The organism is Pseudonocardia lutea (assembly GCF_042658055.1).
Taxonomy (GTDB): Bacteria; Actinomycetota; Actinomycetes; order Mycobacteriales; family Pseudonocardiaceae; genus Pseudonocardia; species Pseudonocardia lutea.
On sequence record NZ_JBHSQK010000052.1, the window covers coordinates 123714 to 143987 of the forward strand.

19 protein-coding genes are annotated in these 20274 nt (G+C 71.7%); 9 read left to right on the plus strand and 10 right to left on the minus strand.

The window, feature by feature from the left end; translation table 11 throughout:
- Positions 1 to 41: 41 nt before the first annotated feature.
- The 3 genes from ACFQH9_RS20785 (at position 42) to ACFQH9_RS20795 (ending at position 4257) form a co-directional block, all read left to right on the plus strand.
- Entirely contained in the window at positions 42 to 980 is a 939-nt protein-coding gene (locus ACFQH9_RS20785) for a LysR family transcriptional regulator (RefSeq protein WP_379567967.1), read from the plus strand.
- 93 nt (positions 981 to 1073) lie between these two features.
- Entirely contained in the window at positions 1074 to 2897 is a 1824-nt protein-coding gene (locus ACFQH9_RS20790; protein ID WP_379567969.1) for a flavin-containing monooxygenase, read from the plus strand.
- Positions 2898 to 2919: 22 nt separating this feature from the next.
- Entirely contained in the window at positions 2920 to 4257 is a 1338-nt protein-coding gene (locus ACFQH9_RS20795; RefSeq protein ID WP_379567970.1) for an MFS transporter, read from the plus strand.
- A 215-nt stretch (positions 4258 to 4472) separates the two neighbouring features.
- On the opposite strand, the gene ACFQH9_RS20800 is transcribed toward ACFQH9_RS20795, so the two are convergent.
- Both ACFQH9_RS20800 and ACFQH9_RS20805 read right to left on the minus strand, forming a co-directional pair.
- Positions 4473 to 5309 carry a mycofactocin-coupled SDR family oxidoreductase gene (locus ACFQH9_RS20800; protein WP_379567972.1) on the minus strand — a complete coding sequence of 279 codons (837 nt, stop codon included), beginning with the start codon at positions 5307 to 5309 and terminating at the stop codon, positions 4473 to 4475.
- Positions 5306 to 6514, minus strand: a complete 1209-nt coding sequence (locus ACFQH9_RS20805) for an LLM class flavin-dependent oxidoreductase (protein WP_379567974.1) — start codon at positions 6512 to 6514, stop codon at positions 5306 to 5308. The genes ACFQH9_RS20800 and ACFQH9_RS20805 overlap by 4 nt, the downstream gene beginning before the upstream one ends.
- A gap of 251 nt (positions 6515 to 6765) precedes the next feature.
- On the opposite strand from ACFQH9_RS20805, the gene ACFQH9_RS20810 reads away from it, so the two are divergent.
- The 6 genes from ACFQH9_RS20810 (at position 6766) to ACFQH9_RS20835 (ending at position 13227) form a co-directional block, all read left to right on the plus strand.
- Positions 6766 to 8127 carry an MFS transporter gene (locus tag ACFQH9_RS20810; RefSeq protein ID WP_379567976.1) on the plus strand — a complete coding sequence of 454 codons (1362 nt, stop codon included), beginning with the start codon at positions 6766 to 6768 and terminating at the stop codon, positions 8125 to 8127.
- Entirely contained in the window at positions 8124 to 8990 is an 867-nt protein-coding gene (locus ACFQH9_RS20815; RefSeq protein ID WP_379567978.1) for an amidohydrolase family protein, read from the plus strand. Before ACFQH9_RS20810 ends, ACFQH9_RS20815 begins: the two co-directional genes overlap by 4 nt.
- Positions 8987 to 10648, plus strand: a complete 1662-nt coding sequence (locus ACFQH9_RS20820) for an FAD-dependent monooxygenase (protein WP_379567980.1) — start codon at positions 8987 to 8989, stop codon at positions 10646 to 10648. Before ACFQH9_RS20815 ends, ACFQH9_RS20820 begins: the two co-directional genes overlap by 4 nt.
- 34 nt (positions 10649 to 10682) lie before the next feature.
- Positions 10683 to 11630: an alpha/beta hydrolase gene (locus tag ACFQH9_RS20825; RefSeq protein ID WP_379567982.1), complete on the plus strand. Its 948-nt coding sequence runs from the start codon at positions 10683 to 10685 to the stop codon at positions 11628 to 11630.
- Entirely contained in the window at positions 11627 to 12697 is a 1071-nt protein-coding gene (locus tag ACFQH9_RS20830; protein WP_379567984.1) for an LLM class flavin-dependent oxidoreductase, read from the plus strand. Before ACFQH9_RS20825 ends, ACFQH9_RS20830 begins: the two co-directional genes overlap by 4 nt.
- 140 nt (positions 12698 to 12837) lie before the next feature.
- On the plus strand, positions 12838 to 13227 hold the full coding sequence (locus ACFQH9_RS20835; RefSeq protein WP_379567986.1) for a hypothetical protein: 390 nt from the start codon (positions 12838 to 12840) through the stop codon (positions 13225 to 13227).
- 148 nt (positions 13228 to 13375) lie between these two features.
- Here ACFQH9_RS20835 and ACFQH9_RS20840 read toward each other — a convergent pair whose 3' ends face one another.
- The 8 genes from ACFQH9_RS20840 to ACFQH9_RS20875 all read right to left on the minus strand — a co-directional run bounded on the left by ACFQH9_RS20840 (position 13376) and on the right by ACFQH9_RS20875 (position 20246).
- Positions 13376 to 14710, minus strand: a complete 1335-nt coding sequence (locus ACFQH9_RS20840) for an MFS transporter (protein WP_379567988.1) — start codon at positions 14708 to 14710, stop codon at positions 13376 to 13378.
- A 59-nt stretch (positions 14711 to 14769) separates the two neighbouring features.
- Positions 14770 to 15537: an SDR family NAD(P)-dependent oxidoreductase gene (locus ACFQH9_RS20845; RefSeq protein WP_379567990.1), complete on the minus strand. Its 768-nt coding sequence runs from the start codon at positions 15535 to 15537 to the stop codon at positions 14770 to 14772.
- Entirely contained in the window at positions 15534 to 17018 is a 1485-nt protein-coding gene (locus ACFQH9_RS20850) for a class I adenylate-forming enzyme family protein (RefSeq protein WP_379567992.1), read from the minus strand. Before ACFQH9_RS20850 ends, ACFQH9_RS20845 begins: the two co-directional genes overlap by 4 nt.
- 2 nt (positions 17019 to 17020) lie before the next feature.
- Complete coding sequence (locus ACFQH9_RS20855) at positions 17021 to 17341, minus strand: EthD family reductase (RefSeq protein WP_379567994.1); 321 nt, start codon at positions 17339 to 17341, stop codon at positions 17021 to 17023.
- 20 nt (positions 17342 to 17361) lie between these two features.
- Positions 17362 to 17727, minus strand: coding sequence for a hypothetical protein (locus ACFQH9_RS20860; RefSeq protein WP_379567996.1), 366 nt, complete (start codon positions 17725 to 17727; stop codon positions 17362 to 17364).
- Positions 17724 to 18092 carry a nuclear transport factor 2 family protein gene (locus ACFQH9_RS20865; protein ID WP_358201930.1) on the minus strand — a complete coding sequence of 123 codons (369 nt, stop codon included), beginning with the start codon at positions 18090 to 18092 and terminating at the stop codon, positions 17724 to 17726. The genes ACFQH9_RS20860 and ACFQH9_RS20865 overlap by 4 nt, the downstream gene beginning before the upstream one ends.
- Before the next feature lie 125 nt (positions 18093 to 18217).
- Complete coding sequence (locus ACFQH9_RS20870; RefSeq protein WP_379567999.1) at positions 18218 to 18862, minus strand: TetR/AcrR family transcriptional regulator; 645 nt, start codon at positions 18860 to 18862, stop codon at positions 18218 to 18220.
- A gap of 52 nt (positions 18863 to 18914) precedes the next feature.
- Positions 18915 to 20246 carry an FAD-dependent oxidoreductase gene (locus ACFQH9_RS20875; RefSeq protein WP_379568001.1) on the minus strand — a complete coding sequence of 444 codons (1332 nt, stop codon included), beginning with the start codon at positions 20244 to 20246 and terminating at the stop codon, positions 18915 to 18917.
- Between the last annotated feature and the right edge of the window lie 28 nt (positions 20247 to 20274).

Genomic DNA, 20274 nt, shown 5'->3' on the forward strand with positions numbered 1-20274 from the left:
GTCTATGTGAAATTCCGGCGGCACGACTTAGCATTCTGACTATGAGTCCATCCGCGCCGGACAACCGGATCTCCCTGCACAAGCTCGAGGTCTTCTCCCGGGTGGTCGAGCGAGGCGGCGTCCGGCTGGCGGCCGAGGAGCTGTTCGTGTCCCAGCCGGTCGTGAGCGCGCACCTGCGCTCCCTCGAGGAGCGGCTGGGGGTCAAGCTCTTCCGGCGGGAGGGCCGTGGTATGGAGCTGACGGAAGCGGGCGCCGAGGTGCACCTGTGGGCGACCGAGGTGCTGCGGGGGCGCACCGAGCTCGACCGCAGCCTTCGCGACATCTCCCGCGGCGCCGCCGGCCGCGCGTCGATCGGGGCGAGCATGTCGGTCGGCAACTACGTCCTGCCGCCGCTCCTCGTCGACTTCCGCCGCGGCCACCCGCACGCCTCGATCTCCCTCAGTCCGTCGAGTGTCGAGATCGCGCTCGAGGGCACCCTCTCCGGACGGTACGACTTCTCGGTGCTCGCCACGGACGCCGTCCTCGACACCGACTCCTTCGAGGCGGAACTGATCGCCCGACCTTCCTTCTGCCTCGTCACGGCGCCCGACGACACGAGGGTCGGGGATGCGGTGTCCGTCGCGGAGCTGACGGGCCTGTCCTTCGTCTGCCCGCCCGCGGGCATGGCCATCCGTCGCAGCCAGGACTCGGCACTGGCGGCGATCGGAGTCGTCGACCGGAGCGTGGCGATCGAGCTCGGCAGCGCCGAGTCCATGAAGGTGGCGGTCCAGGGCGGGCTGGGCGTGGCCCTGCTCTGGCGGGCCTCGGTGCAGCGCGAGCTGGACACGGGCCTCCTGCGTGAGGTGCGGATCAGCGGCCAGGACCTGCGGGACAAGCTCTACCTCGTCCAACGCCGAGGAAGGCGGCTGACCGAGTTCCAGAACACCCTGACCGGCGTCATCCGCGCGGGCGTCCACACCTTCCTCGCTCCTCATTCATAGCCATAGGCCTCACGTACCCAGCGAATTTCCTCATAGTGCCTATAAGGTCCACGCCTTAGCTTTCCTCCACATCACCTCACGGAGGAGGGCAGCATGACTCAGACCGCCCGGTCCGAGGCCGTCGGCACGATCGTCCCCGAGGAGCCGGCGAACCGCGCCAGGGCGTGGTTGGCCGAGTTCGAGGACGCCCTCGGCCGACAGGAGATCGAACGTGCGGTCGGCCTCTTCGCCACCCGGAGCTACTGGCGCGACCTGCTGTCGTTCACGTGGGACCTGCAGACCGTCGAACACCGCGCAGGGGTTCGGGACCTGCTGACAGCCACCCTCGCCGCCACCGACCCGTCCGGTTTCCGGCTCCTCGACACCGTCGAGGAGCCCGACGGGCTCGTCGCCGCGGTGTTCGCCTTCGAGACCGCCGTGGGAGTCGGTGAAGGGGTCGTTCGGCTCGTCCGCGAGAACGGTGACGACCGGGCCTTCACCCTGCTCACCGCGCTGGCCGAGCTGAAGGGGCACGAGGAACCCCGACGGACGCGCCGCCCGATGGGTACGCGGCACGGCGCCCACAAGGATCGCCGGACCTGGCTCGAGACCAGGCAGGACGAGGCGGAGGCGCTCGGCGTCCTCACCCAACCCTACGTGCTCGTGATCGGCGGCGGCCAGAGCGGCATCGTCCTCGGGGCCCGACTGCGTCAGCTCGGCGTCCCCGCACTCGTGATCGACCGACACCCACGGGCAGGCGACCAGTGGCGCAATCGCTACAAGTCGCTGTGCCTGCACGACCCGGTCTGGGCGAACCACCTGCCGTACATGAAGTTCCCCGACACGTGGCCGATCTTCACCCCCAAGGACAGGATGGGCGACTGGCTGGAGTCGTACGTCACGCACCTGGAGGTGCCCTACTGGTCCGGCACCGAAGCCGTCCGTGCCCGCTGGTCCGACGACGCCGCGGAATGGATCGTCGACCTCGTGCGCGACGGCGCCCCGCTCACCGTCCGGCCCACGCACCTCGTGTTCGCCACCGGCATGTCCGGCAAACCGCGGATGCCCGAGGTGGTCGGCACGAACGTGTTCCGCGGCGAGGTGCAGCACTCCTCGGCGCACCCTGGTCCCGACGGCTACCGCGGGCGCCGGGTCGTCGTGGTGGGCAGCAACAACTCGGCGTTCGACATCTGCGGCGCGCTGTGGGAGAAGGACGCCCACGTGACGATGGTGCAGCGTTCGTCGACGCTCGTCGTGAAGAGCCAGACCCTCCGGGAACGCCTCTCCAGCCGCCTCTACTCCGAGCACGCCGAGGCAGCCGGGATCACGACCGAGCGAGCAGACCTGCTCGGGGCCTCGGTGCCCTACCGGGTCCTGCCGTCCGTCCACACCCCCCTCTTCGAGCAGATCGCCGAGGTCGACCGGGACTTCTACGACCGGCTGCGGCAGGCCGGCTTCTGGCTCGACTGGGGAGACGACGGATCGGGCATGTTGCTGAAGTACCTCCGCCGCGGCTCCGGCTACTACATCGACGTCGGCGCCGCGGACCTGGTCGCCGACGGCCGGGTCGCGCTCGCCCACGGCCAGGTGAGCCACCTGACCGAGGACGCGGTCGTCCTCGACGACGGTACGGAACTGCCTGCCGACCTGGTCGTCTTCGCGACCGGTTACGAGTCGATGACCGACTGGGTGTCCGAGCTCGTCGACCAGGAGACCGCGACCCGCCTCGGACCCTGCTGGGGCCTGGGCTCCGGCACGACGAACGACCCGGGTCCCTGGGAGGGAGAGCTGCGCAACATGTGGAAGCCCACGCAGGTGACCAACCTCTGGATGCACGGCGGCAACCTGCAACAGGTCCGGTTCTACTCCCGCACTCTCGCGCTCCAGCTGAAGGCTCGTTACGAAGGCCTCCCCACCCCCGTCCACCGCCCCTCCTGACCACCCTCTCGAAAGGACGACGATGTCCGAACACACCACCGACTCCCCCGCCGTGGGCCCGTGGCGGGTCGCGATCGCCGGTCTCATCGGCACCACGATCGAGTGGTACGACTTCTTCATCTACGGCCTGGCCGTCGCGTCGGTCTTCGCCCCCCAGTTCTTCCCGAACGCCTCACCCGTGGCGAGCACGCTCGCGGCACTGTCGACGTTCGCGATCGGCTTCGTCGCCCGTCCGCTCGGCGGGGCCCTCATCGGCCACTACGGCGACCGGATCGGTCGCAAACGCATGCTGGTCCTGTCGTTGACGGTCATGGGGACCGCCACCGCTGCGATCGGTGTGCTTCCCACCTACGCCGCGATCGGTGTCGCCGCACCGATCACGTTGTTGGTGCTGCGGTTCGCCCAGGGGTTCGCGGTGGGCGGCGAGTGGGGCGGCGCCACGCTCCTGGCCCTGGAGAACGCGCGGTCCCCCCGTCAGCGCACCCTGCTCAGCGCGCTCCCGCAGGTCGGCCTGCCCGCAGGAGTCCTGCTCGGCAGCCTGGTCTTCCTGGCCGTGCGCACCGCCCTCGGCGATGCCGCGTTCGTCGAGTGGGGGTGGCGAATCCCCTTCCTGGCCAGCGCGATCCTCGTCGCGTTCGGCCTGCTCCTGCGGCTGCGGCTCGGCGAGAGCCCCGAGTTCGAGCGAGCCCGCGCGCGGCAGGGGGTGCGGCGCGCGCCCATCGGCGAGGTCCTGCGTGCACCGCGCGTCTGGGTCCCGGCCGCCGGCATCCCCATCGCGACCACGGCGCTGGGCAACATCCTGCTGGTCTTCCTCGCCGGTCACGCTGCCGCTCGCGAGCTGTTCAGTCCCACGACCATCCTGCTCGCGACCCTCGTCGGAGCCGTGGTGTGGGGCGCGGCGGTCCCGATCGCGGCGCTGGCAGCGGCCCGCTTCGGTCGACGGCCCGTCCTCGCCGCCTCCATGGCCGGGGTCGCCGTCTGGGCCTTTCCCTACTTCTGGCTGGTGGAGACCGGCGGCACGGCGGAGCTCCTCGGGGCCACGACGGTCGCCGCGGCCCTGATCGGCGTCTCGAGCGGTCCGTTCGGGGCCTACATCACCGAGGCGTTCCCCACCACGCTCCGGTACAGCGGCTCGTCGGTGGCCTACGGCGCGGGCAGTGTGCTCGGTGGCGCGATCGCACCGCTGGTGGCGACCATGTTGTACGCCGCCAGCGGCAGCACGGCCGCTATCGCGGGCTATCTGGTCCTGAACGGGGTGATCAGCGTGATCGCCACCGTGTCCCTGCGCAGTCCCGTGTCCCCGTCGGCCGAGGCGAGGTCGGTACACCCGGAGCCCGACTCGCCTCCCGCGCTGGCCTGACCAAAAGATGACGAGGCCCCGGGCCGACGGCAGTGCGCCGTCGGNGGCTCTGGTTGTCCAGGGCTAGCCCCAGGGCCGTTCAGTCGAGGACCGGCGGCTGTGGATCAAGAGCGACCCGGAGGATGGTGTCGATCTCGACAGTGTCGTCGGGACCGGCGATCACTGCTGCTCCTGACATTCCGGTGAGCGACGACGGCCACGTGGCGGGCAGCGGCTCATCTGACGGTGTAGCCGGCGTCGACCGGCAGGGTCACTCCGGTGATGTACCGGGCCTCGTCGGAGGCGAGGAACAGGACGGCGTTGGACACGTCGACCGGCTCGACCCACGGCACGGGAAGCGCGTTCTTGTTCTGCATGATCGGCGCGATCGACTCGCGTGTCGGGCTCGGGTTCGCGGGATCGAACAGCCTGCGCAACCCGTCGTTCTGGATCATGAGCGTGTCGACCGTCGTCGGGTGGACGGTGTTGCAGCGGATCGAGTGAGGCGCGAACTCGTTCGCGAGCGCCCGCATCATCCCGACGAGACCGTGCTTGGCCGTCACGTAGTGCGCGGCGTTCGTCAGACCCTTGAGGCCGCCGGTGGAGCTCGTGATCACGATCGAGCCCCCACGACCGCCGGCGAGCACGTGCGGGAGAGCAGCCTGGCAGGTGTTCCACACCCCGGTGAGGTTGACGTCGATCAGCTCGCGCCACGCGGTGACGGAGAGCTCCAGCGCAGGCCGGAGCCCCAGCACGCCGGCATTGGCGCACACGATGTCCAACCGGCCCACCTCGGCCACCCCTGCGTCCACCGCCGCGCGCAGGCCTTCCGCATCGCGCACATCGGCCTTGGCGGTGACCACCCGCCGGTCGTGTTCCTCGACGAGCCGCGCGGTCTCGGCCAGGTCCTCCTCCGTCGCGGGTGGGTACAGGTCGATGCTGTCCACGGGACCGCAGAGGTCGACGGCGATGATGTCGGCACCTTCCTGGGCCAGCCGGACGGAATGGCTCCGTCCCTGCCCGCGCGCGGCCCCGGTGACCAGGGCGACCTTTCCTTCGAGGCGCCCGGTCACCGGGACACGCTCTCGTGGTCCCGCACTGCCGGGTGCCCGATGTCGTCGAGCTCCTGCTGGTATCGCCTGGTCATGTGCTCGACCGCGTCGAGCTGGCTCTGGGCGAGGGTCGCCCGCTGCTCGCGCGCCCGGTCGCCGGCAGCGAGTGTGCTCTCGGCCTGCCCCTGGAACTCGGGGAACACGTACTGGGCGATCAGCTCGTAGGAGCGTCTGGAGGCTTGTGGGCTCGCCCACTCATGCCCTGAGAACAGAAAGGTGCCGAACCCGCGGCTCTGGTCGACCAGTCGACGGACCTGAGCCTTGGCGTCCTCGACGGTGCCGATCGCGCCGATCCCGGCCTCGTTGATGAAGTCGATCATCCCGCGGACGTCGGCGCGCTCGCCGACGGCCATCTGGGGGAAGGCGGCGACCCTGCTGAAGTAGGTGAACCAGTGTTCGATGCCGTACTCGACATCGCGATAGGCCTGCTCGCGGGTCTCCGCGACGTGGACCAACCCGGTCAACCGCCACGTCGACCGGTCCGGCGCCGGCAGCCCGTGGTGCGCCGCCCGTTCCTCGACGACGTCCCAGTGGCGGGCGAGGGCGTCGAACCCGTCTCGGGTGAGAGTCGCACCGACCGACAGCATCCCGGTGCCGTGCCGCCCGGCCAGGCGAGGGCCCGTGGGCGAGGCGACCGCAGCCACGGCGACCTCGAAGCACGGATCGCTGTAGGGGCGCAGCTGCAGCCGGGCGTCGACCAGGGTGTGGGTGCGCGTCTGCGCCGTGACCGACTCCCCGCGCAGGAGTCGCAAGATGATGTCGAGGTTCTCCTCGAGGAGCTCGCGGGTGTCCGTAGGGGTCAGCCCGATCATCGACGAGTCGGTCGGCAGCGAGCCCGGACCGCAGCCGAGCATCACCCGGCCGCGGGTGAGGTGGTCCAGCATCACCATGCGGTCCGCCACCCACAGTGGATTGTGGTAGGCGATCGAGGTCACGCCGGTGCCGAGCTTGATGTGCCGCGTGCGCTCCGCCGCCGCCGCGATGAAGATGTCCGGCGAGCCGATCAGTTCGGAGCCGGCGGAATGGTGCTCGCCGATCCAGGCCTCGTCGTAGCCCAGCGCATCGAGGTGCTCGATGAGCTCCAGGTCGCGTTGCAGGGCGAGGGTCGGGTTCTGGCCGGGTGCGTGGATCGGCGCGAGGAAGATGCCGAACCGGAGTCTGCTCATAAGGACTCTCCTCGGGTGAAGCCGCTCTGCTCACGGATGAGGCAGCACAGGACGGGCCAACGCTAGAGTCGGCCGTGCAGAGGGGTCCATGAGGAAGATCGGCGCCGAGACTTAGCTGTCGAGCTATGGCAGCGTCCGCTGATCGTCCTCTCGAGCGAGGTCGTCCCGCCCGGATGCATAGCCGTACGGCTCAGTGAGTGCGTCGGAATTCGTCATAGTGCTATTCCCACGGCCCGCTTAGCTTGCTTGGCATGACTGACCTCACGCCCCCTTCGCCGGCCGCCGCCGTCCGGCCGGGCGTCGCTGCGGCGACGCCGCCGCCTCCTCCTGCTCTGCGCCGGCTCGTGACCGTCGCCGTCCTGGCCCAGGCCGTGGAGTACTTCGACTTCTTCGTCTACGCCACCGCTGCCGCGATCTACCTCGGCCCGCTGTTCTTCTCCGGGCTCGGGGACACCGCGGCGACGCTGGCCTCGTTCCTCACCCTCGCCGTCGGGTTCGTCGCCCGCCCCCTGGGCGGCGCGGTCGCCGGGCACTACGGCGACCGCTACGGACGCAAGCCGGTTCTGGTGGCCTCGACCGCGGTCATGGGAGTCGCGACGTTCCTGATCGGTCTGCTGCCCACCGGGGCGACCGTCGGCTGGTTCGCGGCCGCGCTGCTGGTGGTGCTGCGCCTGCTGCAGGGCTTCGCGCTCGGCGGGCAATGGGGCGGGGCCTCGCTGCTGCTGACCGAGAGCGCGCCGAGCGGGCGGCGCGGCTTCTTCGGCAGCTTCGTCCAGGTCGGCGCCCAGGTCGGTCTGATGGGCGGGATCAGCGCGTTCCTCGTGCTGTCGTTCGTCTTCTCCGACGAGCAGATGATGGCCTGGGGCTGGCGGGTCCCGTTCCTCTCCGGCCTGCTGATGATCGGTATCGGGCTCTACATCCACCGTGCGGTCGAGGACACCCCGAAGTTCAAGGAGCTGCAGGCCACCCGGCCGGCGCCCGACGAACCCGAGCAGCCCCCGCTCGCGAAGGTGATCCGCGAGCACTGGCGCACGATCCTGCTGGCCGGTGGCGCCTTCGTCCTGCCCAACGCGGTCGCCTTCATCATCGTCTCCGGCGTCCTCGACTACGGCGTCCGGTCCCTGCACCTGTCCCGCGGCCCGCTGCTGGGCGTGATCCTGGCCGCCTGCGTCGCGCCGCTGTTCTTCCTGCCCTACTTCGCACACCTGTCCGACAGGGTGGGCCGTCCGAAGCTGTTCATCGTCGGGGCGGTCGGGGTGGCGCTGTGGGCCTGGCCGATGTTCGCGCTGATCGACACGGCGAACCTGTGGCTGGTGTTCGTCGCCCTCGTCGTGTGCTTCACGGTGCATTCGCTGATGTTCGGGCCACAGGTCGCGCTGTACTCCGAGCTGTTCAGCACCGACGTCCGGTTCTCGGGCGCGTCGCTGGGCTACCAGGTCGGCTCGATCTTCGGCGGCGGACTCGCCCCGCTGATCACCGCCGCGCTGCTCGACGCCACGGGGGCAAGTTGGTCGGTCGCGGCCTACATGACCGTGCTCGGCGTGATCAGCCTGCTCTCCATCGTGGCGCTGCGCCGCCGCGCGAACGCCGCGGGCCGCCGGGAGCTGTCGTGAGGCGGACCGTCCGCCACATCGTCGACACCCACCACCATGTCGGCAGCCTGGCGATCGGCGCCGCCGAGGAGCGGGCCTCCGCCGCCGAGTCCCGCGACCCGGTCGAGGTCCACCACGCCATGCTCGACCGCTTCGGGATGAGCGCCTGCGCGGTCATGCCGGGCCTGCAGTACGAGCGCCCGTACGGGATCGTGAACACCCGCGAGGTCAACGACGCCGTCGCCGCCTACCGCGACTCCTCACCCCGCTTCCTCGCCGCGCTGGGCACCGTGGAGCCGCTGCACGGCCTCGCCCTGTGCCGCGAGGAGCTGGATCGGATGGTGGGCGACCTGGCCCTCGACGGCGTGGTCTGGCACACCCGCTACCAGGGCGTGGCGGTGTCCGACCGGCGGATGCACGCCCTGGTCGACGAGGCGACGAGCCGCGGTCTGCCCTGCTACGTCCACATGTTCGCCGAGTCCAACCTCGAGGCGCCCTGGATGTTCGCAGACCTCGCCCGCGACCATCCCGACGCGACGATCGTCGCGCTCGACGGGTTCTCGGCCTCGACCCAGGTGCAGTACGTGTTCGACCTCGCGGACCGGTTCGACAACATCCTGTTCGACACCGCGATCTGCTTCCCGCTCCTGCGCCCGCTCGACGCCTTCGTCGCCCGGTTCGGGTCCGAGCGGCTGCTGTTCGGCACCGACTCCTACGCCGATCCCGTCAGCTACAACGTGCCCGCCGTCATGGCGGAGCTGCTCGCCTCCGACATGGCCGACGAGCACCTGGAGAACATCTTCTGGCGCACCTTCTGCCGCCTCTTCCCCACCGCGGGGAAGGCGCTCGAGGCGCTCGACACCCCCGAGGAGACCCCCTCATGACCATCCCCTCCGGACACCGCTCCGTGATCGTCGTCGGCGCGGGACCGGTCGGCCTGACGCTCGCCGCCGAGCTCGGGACCCGCGGGATCGACACCCTCGTGCTCGAGCAGAACCCGACGACCACCGACAACCCGCGCTGCAACACCACCAACGCCCGGTCGATGGAGTACTTCCGCAGGCTCGGCGTGGCCGACCCGATCCGACGGGCGGGGCTCCCGCTCGACCACGCCACCGACATCGTCTACTGCACGACGCTGACCGGATGGGAGCTCACCCGTTTCCCGTTCTCCTCCGCGCAGCAGATCGTCGACCGCACCGCTCCCGAGCTCGCCGAGTGGCCGACCCCCGAACCCCAGCACCGGATCTCGCAGATCTACCTCGAGCCCATCCTGGAGGAACACGTCCGCGGCTACGCCTCCGTCGAGATCATCCGCGGGAGCCGGGTGACCGCGGTGGTCGACCACGGCGGGAAGGTGGAGGTCCGCGCGGAGGCGAGCGGCGTCGAGACCGTGGTGACCGCGGACTACGTCGTCGGGTGCGACGGTGGGGCCAGCACCACCCGGCGGGCGATCGGCGCCCGGCTGCAGGGTGACTCGCAGGCCGCGGAGAACCGGCTCTCGGTGTACTTCCGCTCGGCCGAGCTGGCCCGCGAGTTCGCGGCGGCGGAGCGCCCCGGCTGGATGTACTGGTGGTACGGCCCGCGCCTGAAGGGCTCGTTCGTCCAGCTCGACGGCAAGGGTCTCTACCTTTGCCACGCCCGTGTCCCGGAGGGCACCGCACCCGAGGACCTCGACGAGGACGAGGTGCTGCGCGCCGCGCTGGGCAGGGACATGGAGTTGGAGAAGATCCAGGTCGTGCGCTGGACCCCACGTCGGCTGGTCGCCGACAAGTTCGTCGACGGCCGGATCGTGCTCGCCGGCGACGCGGCACACCTTTGGCTGCCGCTGGGCGGCTTCGGCATGAACACGGGCATCGCCGACGCCGTCGGCCTCGGCTGGCGACTCGCCGCTCTGCTGGCCGGCTGGGGTGGCCCGGACCTGCTCGACGCCTACGAGGTGGAGCGGACGTCGGTGGGCGAGGCGACCTCACGGGCCGCACTGAAGATCGACCGCGACATGGCCACGATCGCGCGTGACCCCGCCCTGCACGTCGACGACGCCGAGGGCGCCCGGCTGCGCGCCGAGGTCGGAGCCCGGATCGCCGAGGTCGACCGGCAGCAGTGGCACAGCCAGGGTGTGCAGTTCGGCGCTCGCTACGCCGACTCCCCCGGCATCGTCGCGGACGGGGTGCACGCACCCGGCGCGATCGACCGCATCGACCAGTACCGGCCGAGCGTCGCGCCCGGCTCCCGGTTCCCGCACGCCTGGCTGCCCGACGGGGGCTCGGTGTTCGACCGCCTGGGTCGCGACTTCACCCTGGTCCGCTCCCGCGGCGACGCGACCCCGTTCCGCGCCGCGGCCGAGCGCCTCGGCATCCCGCTGACCGTGCTCGAGCTCGACGAGCCCGTCGTCACCGAGGAGCCGCTCGGTCTGGTCCTCGTCCGGCCCGACCTCTTCGTCGGGTGGAGCGGCGACGTCGCCCCCGCCGATGTCGACCGGCTGTTCCGCACCCTGGTCGGCGCCGAGAGCCGTCGCCCGCTCTCCAGCGCCGCGTCCTGATCACGACACCACCACGGCTTCAGCGAGGAACGCCATGACGGATCATCTGACCACTCTGTACAGCGGCTTCGCCGCGCGTCTCGCCCGGACGCCGGACATGGGCGTGGACGCGATGCGGGACCTCTTCGAGGGTTGGCACCTGGGGACGACGGAGCCCGCGAGGGTGCAGTACGCCGAGGCTGAGGGTGCGCCGGTCCCCGCCACCTGGTGCCGCGCGGTCGGCGGTTCCGGTCTGCTCGGCGGCTCCGGGCGGGTCGTCGTCCACGCGCACGGTGGCGGCTTCGTCGTCGGCTCCCGGCACAGCCACCGCAAGCTCGCCGGGCACCTCGCGGCACGGACCGACGCCTCGGCGCTGGTCGTGGACTACCGCCGGGCTCCCGAGCACCCGTTCCCCGCGGCGATCGAGGACCTCGTGTCCACGGTGGGCTGGCTGATCGACGCCGCCCACCGGCCTGCCGACATCGTCCTGTCCGGCGATTCCGCGGGCGGCAACCTGGCGCTGAGCGTTGCGCTCCGGCTGGCCGAGCGTGGAACGCCGCCCGCCGGGGTCGTCGCCCTCTCCCCGTGGTTCGACCTGGCGAACACCGCGGAGTCGCTGGCCGAGAACGCCGACCTCGACGCCATGGTCGACCGGCCCACCCTGCAGCTGATGGCGCAGCTGTACCTGGCGGGCGAGTCGCCGGAGGCGGCCGCGGTGAATCCGCTGCACGCGGACCTCGCTCCCCTGCCGCCCCTGTACCTGACCGCGAGCAGGCACGAGACCCTGCGGGACGACACGACGCGCCTCGCCGAGCGCGCCCGCGCAGCCGGGGTTTCCGTGACGGTGGAGCTCGAGGACGGGCAGCAGCACGTCTACCAGATGGGCGCCGGACGGCTCGCTGTCGCCGACGAGTCGCTGACCCGGATCGGCCGGTGGATCTCGGCTCTGCCCCGTGTCGCGGAGCCCGCCGTACGACCGACGGTCGCCGGAGCTGTCCGATGAGGTTCGGGGTCGTCCTCGCTCCCCGGATCGACGACTGGGAGGTCTTCCGGTACGCGGAAGAGCTGGGCTTCGACTCGGCGTGGGCCTGCGACTCCCAGATGCTGTGGTCCGACTGCTACGCGACGCTCGCCCTCGCCGCGGCCCACACCGAACGCATCGCTCTCGGCCCGGGTGTCGCCGCGGCCGGCACCCGGCTTGCACCCGTCACGGCCCACTCCGTCGCGTCGGTGGCGAAGCTGGCGCCGGGCCGGACCTTCCTCGGCATCGGCACGGGCCACACGTCGATGCGGGTCATGGGCCGCAAACCCATGCCCGTCGGTGAGTTCAGGACCTACGTCCGCACGGTTCGCGGCCTGCTCGCGGGCGAGGAGGTGGACCTCGGCGGGGGCACGCACACCCGCTTCCTCAACCGCGACCACGGGTTCGTCGACCTCGACCACCCCATCCCGGTCGTCGTGGGCGCCAACGGCCCGCGCGCGCTGCGCCTCGCGGGCGCGGAGGGCGACGGTGTGGTCACGATCGCCGTGACCCGCCCGGACGAGGTCAAGGGCGTCACGGAGCTGGTGGCCGAGGGTGCCGCTCGGTCGGGCCGCGCCCTTCCTCCGGGCTTCACGACGACGTCGATGACGAACGTCGTCGTGCTGGCGGAGGGCGAGTCGGCGACCTCGCCACGCGTGCTCGCGATGACCGACTCCTGGGTGGGCGCCGCGATCCACTTCGCCTACGAGATGTGGTCGATCCGGGAGGACGAGGACGCCGTGCCACCGCCCTTCCGACCCTTCTGGGAGGAGTACTGCGCGCACGTCGCCGGGATGGCGACCCCCGCGGACCGCCGCTACCTCGAACTGCACGACGGCCACGCCACCTGGCTGTCCGCCGCCGAGCGCAGGTTCCTGACCGAGGACGCCGTCCGCGCGGTCACCATCGTGGGCACCGTCGACGAGGTCGTGGACCAGATCCGGCAGGCCGAACGGGCCGGCGTGACCGAGCTGGCGCTGCAGAGCCCGCTGGCCACTGCCCGAGACGTGATGCGGGAGTTCGCCGAACGGGTCCGGCCGGCGCTCTGAGTGCCGTTCGGGGAGCACCGAGGACGGGCGACCGGTCACCGTTTCGGTCACCGCTTACCCCAGATCATGGCGTCATCGACCGACCACGGCAGAAGATGGTCAGAGGAGCAACGACCGTTCGACCAGCAGGATCGTCGTTCGTGGACTCTGGGCGACCACCCGACTCCCCTCCAGCGGGTTGGGGGTTCGACTCCCTCGCGGCGCACAGGATCTGCAGGCCAGAGCGTTGTCGCTACAGGTGGGCCAACTACCGCTACTTCGCCGCCCTCGCCGAGGATCTTCATCTGCGCCGTCTCGCCGACGCGTTCGAGGTCCGCGCCGTGGAGATCTCCGCGCTGGCCACCTGGCAGAACGGCACCCCGATCAGCGTGTCGCCGGAGTCGCCACCGACAAGTGCGTCCTGCTCACTGCCGCGGCCGGTTTTCGACCTGGGCTACCAGCAGTACCTCCTCACCGACTGCACCGCCCGGACAGTGACGACGACCAAGCACAAGCGGAAGAAGTCATCGACGGAGAGCTGGATCGTGTAGCCGAAGATGACGTGGGGCGGGTGTCGCCGATCGGGCCGGATACGTCGTCCGAAGCCGGCATCGTGACCGCCGAGGTTGCGGACCGCCGGGTGCAGCGTGCCCCCGGGATGCCGGAGAGGATCACCGAGTCGATGGAAGCGCGGAAAGGTCAAACAGGACGCGAGCTACCCAGCGTCGAGTTCTCGGTGTCCTCGCTCCCGAGGTTGTCTCGGGAGGTCTCGCGGGTGATCGCGACGAACGCGAGGCCGACGAGGGCAGCGAAGATCAAGTAGAACGCGGGCGCCAACGTGTTGCCGGTCAACGTGACCAGGGCGGTCGCGATCACCGAGACCAGGCCCGAGCCCAGCACTCCCCCGATGTTGAAGCCGATCGAGACGCCGGTGTAGCGAACGCGTGTCGGGAACAGCTCGGGGAGCAGGGTGTAGAGCACGCCCTGCTGCACGGCGAAGGGGATGTTCAGGATGATCGCCGCCACCATGGCCCAGACCAGCGAGCCCTGCTGCATCACCCAGTAACAGGGCACCGCCAGGACGATGAACCCGAGCGCTGCCGTTGCCAGCACGGCTCGACGCCCGAACCGGTCGCTCAGCGCGCCGGCCAACGGCACCAACCCGACCGGCAGCAGCACGATCAACACGATCAACCACAGCGAGCCCGTCAGCGAGTACCCGAGCACCGCTGAGAGGTGCACCAGGATGTACACCGAGGCGAGGCTGCCGGTCGTCAACGTGGCATAGACGATGCCGACGGTCCGCAGCACGGCACCCCCGTGCCCGCGGAGAACCTCGGTCACAGGGGCCTTCACCGGCTCGGAGTCCTGAACCAGCTCCTTGAACACCGGCGAGTCCTCCACCCGCATCCGGTAGAGCACCGCGCCGAGCAGCAGAGGGCCGGCGACGAGGAACGGGATGCGCCAGCCCCACGAGGAGAGCTGCTCGGGAGTCGTGACCGCGGTGACGGTCCCGACAGCGGCCGCAGCACCCGCCAAGCCGAACGCGACACCGACGGACGTTGCAGAGCCGAACAGGCCGCGGCGTCGCGACGGGGCGGACTCGGTCGCCAACGAGGCGGCCCCGCCGATCTCGCCGCCGGCCGAGATGCCCTGCACGACCCGGAGCACGGCGAGCAGGATCGGCGCGGCGACGCCGATGGTGGCGAAGGTCGGCAGGAGTCCCGTCAGCACGGTCGAGACGCCCATCAGGCTCACCGTCGCCATGAGCACGATGCGCCGGCCACGTCGATCACCGATCCGCCCGAAGATCACTCCACCGAGCGGGCGGGCGGCGAACCCGCCGGCCACGACGACCAGCGTCGACAGGACGCCGACGAGCCCGTCCTGGCTCGGGAAGAACAACGGCGCGAGGACGACGGCGAGGTAGCCGTAGATCGCGAAGTCGTAGTACTCGATGGCGGTACCGACGGCGGCGGCGATGCTCGCGCGCCGGCCGGTGCGGGCCGCCTCCTCGGGGGTGACCTGGGACATCGGCGCTCCTTCGCGCTGCGTCGACCCGGGCGTGGCCCGTAGGTCGTGGATGGTGACTGCTAGGTGGCGTGGTATCCGCCGTCGACAGGGACGGTGAGGCCGGTGATCCACGCGGCCTCGGCAGAGAGCAGGAACGCAACCACCCCCGCGACGTCCGCGGGCGTGGGCAGGCCGGGGATCGGTGTCTGGGAGGTGACCCCGCGTTTCATCGCGGACGGGTCGGGCGCGTTCTGGATGTGCTGCTCCACCAGCGGTGTACGGACGGCGGTCGGGGCGACGGCATTGACCCGCACCCCGCGGGCCGCGTACTCGATGGCCGCGGAGCGGGTCAGCCCGACGATCCCGGCCTTCGAGAAGCTGTACGGCGCCATGTTGGGCTTGCCCGACAACCCGGACGAGGAGGCCATGTTCACCACGGCACCGCCCTCGCCCGCGACCATGGCCCGCAGGGTCGCGCGCAGCACGTGGAACGCGCCGTCGGCGTTGACCCGCATGACGGTCGACCAGATCGCGTCGGTCGTCTCGTGGACCGGCACCTGCGGGCCGACCACGCCGGCGTTGTTGACCAGGGCGTCGATCCGACCGTGCCGGGCGGCCACCGTGTCGATCACGGTGTCGACGGCGGCTGCGTCGGTCACGTCGACCTCGTGCGCGGTGGCGTGGGGGAGCTCGTCGGCCAGCTCGGCCACGGCCCGCAGGTCGCGGTCGAGCAGTGCGACGGTGGCGCCCTCGGCGGCCAGCCGCTCGGCCGCGGCGGCCCCGAGGCCGGAGCCGGCCCCGGTGACGACGGCGACCGAGCCTTTGAACCGGCGGGCCGCCGTCGTCACGCCGGGGCCCCGTCCCGCAGCTCGCGGGCCAGCCGGGACGCGTCGGCGCGGGAGAGCTTGCCCACCCGGTTCTGCGGCAACGCCTCCACCCGGAACACGAACTCCGGCCACTTGCCCTTCATCAGGCCGAGCTCGCCGAGGTGACGCTGCAGCTCGGCGAGGTCGAGATCGGCTCGCTCGGTGACCAGCAGGACCGCGATCCGCTCCCCCAGCACCTCGTCCGGCACCGGGACCACGCAGACCTGGTCGACCTGCGGATGGCGGGCCACCGCGGTCTCGACCTCGGTGATGTCGATGTTGCGCCCGCCGCGGATGATGATGTCCTTCTCCCGGCCCTTGATCGAGATCGTGCCGTCCGAAGCGGTCTCGACGAGGTCGCCGGTCGGGAAGAACCCGTCCGCGGTCAGCTCGGGCGGGTCCACGGCCCCGGCCCGCGCGTAGCCCTCGAACAGCGAGGGGCCGCGCACCTGGGCCCGTCCGGTCGCCCCTGCCGGGAGTGGCGCCCCGCCCTCGTCGACGGCCCGCAGCTCGGTGCCCGGGAAGGGGACGCCGTCGGTGCCGAGCCGCTTCTCGGGGGTGTCGCCGGGGAGCGAGGTGGTGTGGCCCAGGCATTCCGACATCCCGAAGACCCGCAGGAAGCGCGTCCCGAGGTGCTGCTCGGCCCGGCCCAGCGCGCCCGCGTCCATCGGACCCCCGCCGACGGTCATCGCCGTCATCGCGGTCAGCAGGCCCGGCTCACGGGCTGCCCCGCCCATCTGCAGCGCCATCGTGGGCACGCACATCGTCCAGCGGGCCTCGTGCTCGGCCATCAGGTCGACCGCGGCGGCCGGGTCCCAGCGGTCCGCCAGCAGCACGCGCCCGCCGAGCATGAGCGGCAGGTACAGGCCGAAGCAGACGGCGGCGGCGGACGACAGCGGGACGAGTGCGGCGACCGTGTCCCCGGACCGTAGCCCGACCGCGTCGATCGTGGCCTGCCCGGCGTAGCGCAGCGACGCCTCGGACTGCACCACACCCTTGGCGCGACCGGTCGAGCCCGAGGTCAGGCCGATGACGACCCCACCCCGCCAGCGGTCGCCGTCGCGGGCGGGCCGGGCCGCGAGCCGCCAGCCGTCCAGGACGTCGGCCGCCGCAGGGAGCCCGACCGCCCAGTCCTGGCTGATGCCGGGGGCGGCGACGACGGCGTCCGGGTCGATGTCCTCGCACGCCGCGGCGAACTCCTGCCGAGTGGCGTGCCTGCTGATCAGGGCGAGCGTGCCCGCGAGCCTGCCCACTGCGACGGCGGCGACGACGGTGCGCCACGAGTTGTCCGCCTGCACCAACAGCGTGGGGCGGGGGCCGGTCGCCTCGCGCAGCGCCGCGGCCAGCGCGGCGCCCTGCTCCAGGATCGCGGCGAGCCGGTGCGGGCCGTCGGCGTCGATCGCGACGACGTCGTCCGGCGCCGCCGCGGCGCGCCGGTCCAGGTCCAGAACGAGCTGTCGCATCGTCAGGCCCGGAACATCTCGCGCTCGTCGCCGAGCAGGGCGATCCGCTTGCCCCGCATGGCGCCCACGTGCCGGACCGCGGCGGCCCACTCGTCGCTCGCGAGGGCGGCGCGGGCGGCTGCCTCGTCGTCGAAGCTCAGGACGGACAGGCCGTCCCAGCCCTCCGACCGCGGCTCGAGCGCGCTCGACACGGCGGTGTGGCGCCAGGCCCGCAGCCCCGGCAGGGGGTAGGTCACCTCGGCGTGCTCGCCGCGCCACCAGGTGATGAACTGCTCGTGGGTCCAGTCCGGGGGACGGGCGGCGAGCAGGGCGAGGTTGAACATCTCCGGTCTCCTCTTGAGTCTCAGGCCTCGATGTCGAACTCCGGGGAGCGGCCGATCATCAGACCGACCACCCGCCCCGAGTCGTCCAGCCGGGCCGCGGCGACGAACGTCGACTCGAACTTCCCGCCGCGCCGCGCCTGACCCAGCATCAGCTCGTCGGACCCGACGGTCGAGGCGGACAGCACGTGATGGGTCAGCACGCCCTTCTCCCGCTGGCGGAGGTACCCCTCCATCGCCTCCCGGCCGCCCGCGAAGTCCCGGGCCGCCTCGCCGCCGGTGCCGAACACGATCGAGAAGCGGAAGTCCGGCGCGATCATGTCGAGGATGTCGTCCGGGGAACCGCCGTCGAGGGTGTCGAACCACTTCGCCAGGAACGGGGCGCTCACGCGGCACCGCCGGTGGGCAGCGGGAACATGCCGAAGGTGGGGTGGAAGAAGGCCTGGTAGCGGACCAGGCGCTTGTCCGGCGACACCAGCGCCACCGAGGAGAACGAGCCGGTCCCCCGGCCGTCGCCCTCGGTGATGATCCCGTAGACCATCTCCAGGTCGCCGTCGGTCCCACGGGAGACGATCCGGTGGCGCCGCCCGACGGCGGGCCGCCCGGCGATGTACGCCTCGAGATCGGCGCGGCCGGAACCTCTGATCTCCTGGCCCGGCAGCGCGATCAGGAACTCGACGTCCGGTTCCACCAGGTCGAGCCCGGCCAGCGGCGTCGCGCCGTCGAGCTGCGCGTAGTAGTCCTCGATGATCATGTCACCCGTCCTCCCTGACGGTGGGCCCGCGTGGAGGGTCCACGACCGACCGGCTCCACAAAACTGAGCTGAGTTCAGTTTGATTGGGTTCAGCCTAGGCAGGCCCGGGCCCGGAGGCAAGGGCCTCAGCCGGCGTCCGGCTCCCGGCCCGCCACCATCCGCACGCAGCACCCGGTGATGAAGTCCGAGATGGTCCGCAGCTCGAGCGGGCCGCCGGGCCGGTACCAGCGCCAGACGGCGACAACGAGGCCGAGCAGGCTGCGGGCCATCATCTGCGGGTCGCGGTGGGGGAACTCCCCCGCGGCCATTCCGCGTCCGAGCAGCTCCGCCCAGTTGTGCTCGACCTGTGCCACGAGCTCGCGGCACGCCTGCCGCTCGGTCTCCTCGCGGCGTGAGGCCCGCTCGTTGGCCAGCAGGGCGATGTTGCTCTGCAGGATGCGGTTCTGCTGCACCTCCTGCGGCGAGAGCGCGTACGCGGCCTCGACCGCGGCCCGCAGGGCGTCCAACGAGCTGGACGCCCCCGCCGTGGCTTCGCGGAACGCGGCGTCGGAGTTGCGCAGCCCGAGCCGCATGATCGTGAGCAGGCAGTGCGCCTTGGACTCGAAGTAGTGGTAGAGCGCGGTCTGCCCGATGCCGACCCGGTCCGCCACCTCGGACCACTTGGTGGCCTCGTAGCCGACCTCTCCGAAGCACTCCACGGCCGCGGCCAGGATCGCGGGCCGCTTGGACCGCGGCCCGTCGTCCGCCTCGGTCAGAGCCTCGATGCTCACGTCACCACTCCCTCGTCCGGTGGCTCAGCCTAGCCGCGGGCCCGAACCGGGTTCACTTCGCGCCCACCACGTCGTCCGCCGCGGCGAGGCCGGTTGCGGCCGCGGCGGCGATGCCACCCGCGTAGGCGCCGGCGTAGATCCCACCGACGTCCGATCCCGCCGCGTACAGCCCGGGCACCACGTCCCCCGACGCGCCGAGGACGCGTCCCCGCGCGTCGATCCGGATCCCGGCGAACGGGAAGGTGAGCGCGGCCGCGACCTCGACGACGTAGTAGGGCGCCTCGGCGAGCGGCCGCGGGTCGATCGTGCGCGGCGGGCTCGGCGGCGCCCCGCCGGCGAGCCGAGCCACCTCGTCGGCGATCCGCTCCCCGTCGTAGCCCCACTCCTCCGGCACGGCGCGGAAGTCGTCCGCGTCGTCGGCGACGACACACCGGCCGCCCTTCCGCCGGGCCAGCGCGAACTTGTCGGTGGCGGGCGCGCCCTCCACATAGGACCCGGTGATGTACTCGCGGTAGCCGCGGGCGTCCGTCACCAGCAGGCCTCGGGCCTCCGGCTGGTCGAGCAGCGCCATGGTGGTCAGGTGGTCGCCCACGGTCTCGTCGACGAAGCGCTCGCCGGCGAGGTTGAACAGCAGCGCGTGCTCGCTGTAGTAGAGGGCGAGGTCCACGAAGTGCTCGGGCTGCAGGTCCACGTGGGCCGGGACCAGGTGCCCGTAGAAGCCGCTCCCCTCGCCGGTCACGGCCCCGCCCGCCTCGGTGGCCAGCCGCAGCCCGTCGCCGCTGCTCCAGGGGTTGGAGCGCAGGGCCACGTCCCGGGCCTGCGCGTGCACGTACCGCGCACGCAGCTCCGCGTCCGCCTGGAACCCACCGGTCGCCAGCAGGGTCGCGCCGGCCCGCACGGCGCGGGTCGAGCCGTCTGCAAGGAGCAGCTCCGCGCCGGAGACCCGGCCCTCGGCGTCGATCGTGAGCTTCGTGGTTCGCGCGCCGGTGGTGACCGACCCCTGGGCGAGCACGGCTCGCCGGCACGTGTCGATGTAGAGGCTGGTGTCGAAGGCGTGGCCGCGGCCGAACCGCAGGATCGTGACGGCGTCCGCGACGGGGACCTCCAGGTCCCGGAGGAACGCGACGGCGTCGGCGAACCGGCCGACCACGGCGGCCTTCAGCTCCGGATCCCCGTGCGGGTTGATCTCGTCCATCGTCGCGGTGTCCGGGGCGGTCCAGAGGTAGCCGGCGAACCGTGCCGATCCCCCCAGCTCCGGGGCCCGCTCCACGACGGCCACCCGCAGCCCGGACCGGGCGGCGCGGGCGGCGGCGGTCATGCCCGCCATGCCGCCGCCGAGGACGAGCAGGTCGACCGGGTCGGTCGGGGTCGGTGCGTCGGGCATGGGTCGTCGCCTCTCTGCGTCGAAGTGG

What these genes read in the sequence shown, in the direction of transcription:
- ACFQH9_RS20785 (WP_379567967.1), top strand. Translation starts at nt 42, where the DNA reads ATGAGTCCATCCGCGCCGGACAACCGGATCTCCCTGCACAAGCTCGAG.
- ACFQH9_RS20790 (WP_379567969.1), top strand. Translation starts at nt 1,074, where the DNA reads ATGACTCAGACCGCCCGGTCCGAGGCCGTCGGCACGATCGTCCCCGAG.
- ACFQH9_RS20795 (WP_379567970.1), top strand. Translation starts at nt 2,920, where the DNA reads ATGTCCGAACACACCACCGACTCCCCCGCCGTGGGCCCGTGGCGGGTC.
- ACFQH9_RS20805 (WP_379567974.1), bottom strand. Translation starts at nt 6,514, where the DNA reads ATGAGCAGACTCCGGTTCGGCATCTTCCTCGCGCCGATCCACGCACCC.
- ACFQH9_RS20810 (WP_379567976.1), top strand. Translation starts at nt 6,766, where the DNA reads ATGACTGACCTCACGCCCCCTTCGCCGGCCGCCGCCGTCCGGCCGGGC.
- ACFQH9_RS20820 (WP_379567980.1), top strand. Translation starts at nt 8,987, where the DNA reads ATGACCATCCCCTCCGGACACCGCTCCGTGATCGTCGTCGGCGCGGGA.
- ACFQH9_RS20825 (WP_379567982.1), top strand. Translation starts at nt 10,683, where the DNA reads ATGACGGATCATCTGACCACTCTGTACAGCGGCTTCGCCGCGCGTCTC.
- ACFQH9_RS20830 (WP_379567984.1), top strand. Translation starts at nt 11,627, where the DNA reads ATGAGGTTCGGGGTCGTCCTCGCTCCCCGGATCGACGACTGGGAGGTC.
- ACFQH9_RS20840 (WP_379567988.1), bottom strand. Translation starts at nt 14,710, where the DNA reads ATGTCCCAGGTCACCCCCGAGGAGGCGGCCCGCACCGGCCGGCGCGCG.
- ACFQH9_RS20850 (WP_379567992.1), bottom strand. Translation starts at nt 17,018, where the DNA reads ATGCGACAGCTCGTTCTGGACCTGGACCGGCGCGCCGCGGCGGCGCCG.
- ACFQH9_RS20855 (WP_379567994.1), bottom strand. Translation starts at nt 17,341, where the DNA reads ATGTTCAACCTCGCCCTGCTCGCCGCCCGTCCCCCGGACTGGACCCAC.
- ACFQH9_RS20865 (WP_358201930.1), bottom strand. Translation starts at nt 18,092, where the DNA reads ATGATCATCGAGGACTACTACGCGCAGCTCGACGGCGCGACGCCGCTG.
- ACFQH9_RS20875 (WP_379568001.1), bottom strand. Translation starts at nt 20,246, where the DNA reads ATGCCCGACGCACCGACCCCGACCGACCCGGTCGACCTGCTCGTCCTC.